General features: G+C 70.9%; 5 protein-coding genes. 3 read left to right on the top strand and 2 right to left on the bottom strand.

Annotated features, from left to right (window positions below; all coding sequences use genetic code 11):
• Positions 1-187, top strand: a 187-nt coding sequence (locus ACXJKJ_RS29895; protein ID WP_457394916.1) for a diguanylate cyclase domain-containing protein, incomplete at its 5' end; no start/stop codon positions are given.
• 53 nt (positions 188-240) lie between these two features.
• Positions 241-1,710, top strand: a complete 1,470-nt coding sequence (locus tag ACXJKJ_RS29890) for a hypothetical protein (protein ID WP_457394914.1) — start codon at positions 241-243, stop codon at positions 1,708-1,710.
• A 7-nt stretch (positions 1,711-1,717) separates the two neighbouring features.
• Here the strand turns inward: ACXJKJ_RS29890 and ACXJKJ_RS29885 are convergent, their stop codons facing one another.
• Together ACXJKJ_RS29885 and ACXJKJ_RS29880 are read right to left on the bottom strand one after the other, a co-directional pair.
• A complete protein-coding gene (locus tag ACXJKJ_RS29885) occupies positions 1,718-2,452 on the bottom strand; it encodes a DUF72 domain-containing protein (protein ID WP_457394912.1) in 735 nt (244 codons plus the stop codon).
• Between the two features lie 112 nt (positions 2,453-2,564).
• Entirely contained in the window at positions 2,565-3,578 is a 1,014-nt protein-coding gene (locus ACXJKJ_RS29880) for a zinc-binding alcohol dehydrogenase family protein (RefSeq protein WP_457394909.1), read from the bottom strand.
• Between the two features lie 105 nt (positions 3,579-3,683).
• On the opposite strand from ACXJKJ_RS29880, the gene ACXJKJ_RS29875 reads away from it, so the two are divergent.
• Positions 3,684-4,607, top strand: coding sequence for a LysR family transcriptional regulator (locus ACXJKJ_RS29875; RefSeq protein ID WP_457394906.1), 924 nt, complete (start codon positions 3,684-3,686; stop codon positions 4,605-4,607).
• Positions 4,608-4,909 lie beyond the last annotated feature (302 nt).

Raw genomic sequence — 4,909 nt, 5'->3', positions numbered from 1 at the left:
CGTCGATGCCATCCGCCCGCCGATGCCACTGCCCGGGGGCGGCGAGATCCTCGTGACGACCAGCGTCGGCATGGCCTGCTGGGGCGGCGTGGGCGACGGTGCCGACGACCTTCTCGAGCGCGCTGACCGGGCCTTGTACCGCGCCAAGGCCGCCGGGCGTGACACCTTCGCGCAAACCATCTTCTGATCGCCGGAGCTGGTAACAACCCGGGCGCGGCGCCGGGCCAAAATGCGCCCGCAGTGACTGCCGCCGTCGCCCTTCCCCGCCGTTTGCCGCCCGACCCCAAGCAGCTGCAGCGCTGCCTGCTGCTGGCGGTGCTGCTGCACGTCTGGCTGGTGCTCGTCTTCGGCAACGCCAGCGGCACGGCCGCGCCGGGCCAGGGTATCTGGGGCAGCCTGACCGTCAAGCTGCTGGGCCGCAGCGGCAGTGAAGCCGGCGCGCCGCCGAACGACAGCAGCACGGCCGACTCCGGCGGACAGCGTGGGCCAACGCCCGCCGTTACCGAAGCTGGCGCCGCCAGGCTGGGCCGCACGAACCCGCAGGAAGTGCCACCCGAAGCCGCCCGCACCGAGGAGCCCTCGCCCGCACCGCCCAGCGCGGCGACGCTGGAGCTGCCCGAAGGCTTCAAACCCGTGGAGCGCGAGAACCTCAGCGCACCGCCGCGCACCGCGCCGCTGCAGACGCCCTCGGCGGAACTGCCCGCCGCCGTTGGCCGCCTGGAAGCCAGGCCCGAGGCCGCCGTGGCGCCATTGCCCTCCGCCACCAGCCTGCGCGCGCCGAGCCGCCCGACCGAGTTGCCCACCCTGCCTGCCGATCTGCCCTCGGCGGTGCGCCGCCTGGAGGCTGCACCCGCCGCCCCTGCGCCCGCCTTGCCCCGCCCGGCTGAGCTGCGCGCTGCGCCTGCGCCGGCCACCACCGCCACGCCGAGCGTCGAACTGCCGGCCCCGGTGCGCCGCCTCGAGGCGCCAGCCGAGGCGGGTGTGAGCCGGGCACCGCCACGCGCCGCCGAGTTGCGTGCCGCGCCGCCCAGCACCGTCGCCCAGCCTGAACCGAGCACCGCCCTGCCCTCCGCCGTACAGCGGCTGGAGGCGCCGACAGCCGAAGGCGGCGCCGTCACGCCGCTGACGCGCTCCAGCGAACTGCGCGCACCAGCGGCAGCCGCCACGGCCACGGCGCCGGCGCTGAACAGCCAGGACCTGCCGGCACCGGTGCGCCGCCTGGAGTCGGCCGATGGCGGTGCTGCAGTCACGCCGCTGCAAAGCACCGCCACCCCGCGAACCGCCGCGGCCGCACCTGGCGCGTCGGCGCTGAACGAGCTGTCAGGCAACGTGCCCGGCGAGGTCAACGCCCCGGCCGGCCCGGCGAAAGGCGATCCCAACGCCAGCCCTTATGCCGCACCCAAAGCTGCGGCAGGCTCGCCCGATGCCGGCTCACGCCTGGGCCCCGACCTGCCCATGCCGCCGTCGGCCGCGGCCAGCGCACCGCGCGCGCCGCTGAACCTGTCACTGCCGCGCGGTGACATTGCCGCCCGCCGCGGCCCGGGCCTGGTCGACATGCTGCCGCAGCCACCGGAGCGCAAGTCCAAGCTCGAGCAGTCCATCGAAGATGCCGCCAACAAGGACTGTCGCAAGGCCTACGCGAACGCCGGCATCCTGGCCGCCCTGCCACTGGCCGTGGACGCGGCGCGCGGCAAGGGCTGCAAGTGGTGAGCCGGGTTCACAGCAGGGCCTGAAGCCGCAGCGCATCCTGCAGCGCCGCACCGGACGCCGTGTTGTCGAAGACGCACCAGCAGGGCACGTCTCGCGGCAGCGCCTCGGCGCGCTCCTGCAACCAGGCCTCTTCATAGGGTGACCAGTAGATGCGCGGCGAGCCATGCCAGCGGAAGTAGTGCAGGCCCGGCCAGCCGCCGGGCTCGTGGGAACCCGGCCACTTGGCCGGGTCGACCGCAGCACGCGCCACCTCGTGATCGCGCAGCAACTTCTCTGCCTCGAGTGAGAACCAGCTCAGATGGCGCGGCTCGCAGACGACGCCGCCACCGAACACCGCATGCACTTGCTTGAAGAAGCGGTCGGCCACGCCGGCGTCGAAATGCAGGGATGGCGGCAACTGCACGAGCAGCACGGCCCATTTCTGGCCCAGAGCACCGGCTTCGCCGGCAAAGCGCACCAGCAGTTCCTGCATGCCTTCGAGCCGCGCCTCATGCGAGATCTGCTTCGGGAGCTTGACGGCGAAGCGGAAGTGCTCGGGTGTGCTGGCGGCCCAGCGCTCATAAGTCTGCGGCCGATGCGGGCGGTAAAAGGAGGAATTGATCTCGACGCCGTTCATGACGGCGGCATAACGCTCTAGCTGCGAGCCCTCCGCCGGAAAGRCCGCCGCCACCTTGGCCGGGATGGACCAGGCAGCCGTGGCGATAACGACGGGTGCAGTGACGTCCAAGCGACGAGTGGACATGGGCTTTCGACCAGTTCCGCGTCAAGATCGCAATGTCCCCAGCCTAGGCAGGCTGGCAGGGGTCGGGCGTCAGACAAGGGCGCAGCGCGGGCCCGCCGCTGTCCGACGCGGCTCAGAAGCCGCTGAGGACGATCTTGCCGCGCATGCGGCCCGATTCGACGAGTTCATGCGCCCGCCGCAGGTTCGCCGCATTGATCGGGCGCAGCTGCTCGCTGACCGTGGTGCGCACACGACCCGCGTCGACCAGGGCGGCGATGCGCGCCAGCAGGCGGCCCTGCTCCGCGACGTCCGCCGTGCCGAACATCGGTCGCGTGAACATCATTTCCCAGTGCAGGGACAGGGCCTTGCGCTTGAGCGTCATCACATCGATGGGGCCCGAGAGGTCGTCGATGAGGCCCAGACGGCCCTGGGGCGCGGCGGCATCGATGAGGGCGTCCCAGTGCTGCTCGGTATGGGTGAGGCTGGCGATGAACTCGACCTCCGCGACGCCGGCGGCCACCAGTTGCGGCCGCAATGGCTGGCTGTGGTCGATGACGATGTGGGCGCCAAGTTGCTTCACCCAGTCCTGCGTTTCTGGCCGGCTGGCCGTGCCGATGACGCGCAACTGGGTCAGCTCGCGGGCGAGCTGCACGAGGATGGAACCGACGCCTCCGGCCGCGCCGGTGACCAGCAGGCTCTGGCCCGCGCCGCCGCCCTCAGGCACGCCGAGGCGGTCGAACAACAGCTCCCAGGCCGTGATGGCGGTCAGCGGCAGGGCGGCGGCCTCGGCATCGGTGAGGCTTTTTGGCGCCAGCGCCGCGATGCGATGGTCGACGACCTGCAGCTCGGCATTGGAGCCGGGGCGATTGATGGCGCCGGCGTAGTACACGCGGTCACCGATGGCAAAGCCACTGACGTCCTGGCCCAGCGCCTCCACGGTGCCCACGGCGTCCCAGCCGAGGACCTCGGGCCGGGATGCCGTGGGCGCGCGGTTGCGTCGCACCTTGGTGTCGACGGGGTTGACCGACACGGCCGCGACGCGAACCAGCAGGTCCAGCGGGCCGGGCGCCGGCGCGGGCAGTTCGAGATCGACCAGGGATTCGGGGTGATCGATGGGCAGGGATTGCAGATAGCCGACGGCTTTCATGGGGCGTCCTTTCTGAGACGAATCAACGATGGCCGTCATGGTGGCAGCCAGCATTCAAATCAGAAAGACTAGGATCGGCGAATCAGTTTCATCACAAAGATGAAGATGGATCGCTTTTCACCGCTGCAGCTCTTTGTCTGCGCCGCCGAGGCCGGCAGCTTCTCGGCAGCGGCGCGACGCCTGGACCTCGGCCCCGTGCAGGCCAGCGCCACCATTGCAAGGCTGGAGCGTGAGCTGGGCGTGCGGCTGTTCGAGCGCTCGACGCGCCGGCTGCGCCTGACCGAGGCGGGCGAGCAATGGCTGCCGCATGCACGGCAGCTGCTGGCTGCCTGGGAGGGTGGCCAAGCCGCGCTGCGGGGCATCACGGCCGAGGACCAGCCCCTCAGCGGCCGCCTGCGGGTGAGCCTGCCCAGCGACATCGGGCGCCAGCATCTTTGGCACTGGATCGAGGATTTCATTGCCAGCGATGGCAGCTCGGCGTTGCAACTGGAGTTGCGACTCAGCGACCGGGTGGCCGATCTTGTGCAGGAGCCCGTCGACTACGCCGTGCGCTACGGCGAGCCGCCGGACTCCAGTCTCATCGCCCTGCCCTTGGCGCCGGACAACCGTCGCGTGCTGTGCGCCAGCCCGGCCTATGTCGCTCGCCACGGGCAACCGGCGACGCCCGCTGACCTGCGTGGCCACAACTGCCTGCGCTGGGTGCTCGGCGACAGCCTGCACGGCCGCTGGCGCTTCACGTCACCCGATGGTGAGGCTTGCGCGGTCGAGGTCAGTGGGGACCGCACCGTGGACGACGGCGGCCTGGTGCGCGAATGGGCCGTGGCCGGGCTGGGCATCGCCTACAAGAGCCGCCTCGACGTGGCCGCCGACCTGGCGGCCGGGCGGCTGGTGGCGCTGCTGCCGGAATGGCTCGGCGAACCCGCGCCGCTGCATTGGATGGCCGTGGGGCGGCACCGCCTGACGCCGGCCCTGCGGCGGCTCGCAGAAAGCATCAGGGCCAGCTGTGGGGCCCTGATGCAAGCTTGGTGAAGCGCTAAGGACGCGGGTTTGCTCGACATGGGCATACGTGTTGATGCCCCCTGCTAGGGAAGGTCTGCACAAAGCACCCGCATCTGCGCCGGCCTTGATCTGAGGCGGGGTTTTGAAACGGGTGGTCTCATCGACGTGGGATATCGCCGCGTTTCGCGGCGTCCTTGCCGCCACAGCGGCGGATTTCGCGCCTTGCAGGCGCACTCACGCCTGCACCCCACCCAATTGGCGGCGCACCATCCACAGGTTGGACAGCGCGAATAACGTGTGCAGCTGTGCCGTGTTCTTGGCCAGCCCCCGGT

This window comes from Roseateles sp. P5_E1, from assembly GCF_054049335.1.
This window is presented reverse-complemented; position numbering and strand designations above follow the sequence as displayed.

Coding starts and splice junctions, on each gene's coding strand:
- ACXJKJ_RS29880 (WP_457394909.1), bottom strand. CDS start 3,578: ATGAAAGCCGTCGGCTATCTGCAATCCCTGCCCATCGATCACCCCGAA.
- ACXJKJ_RS29875 (WP_457394906.1), top strand. CDS start 3,684: ATGGATCGCTTTTCACCGCTGCAGCTCTTTGTCTGCGCCGCCGAGGCC.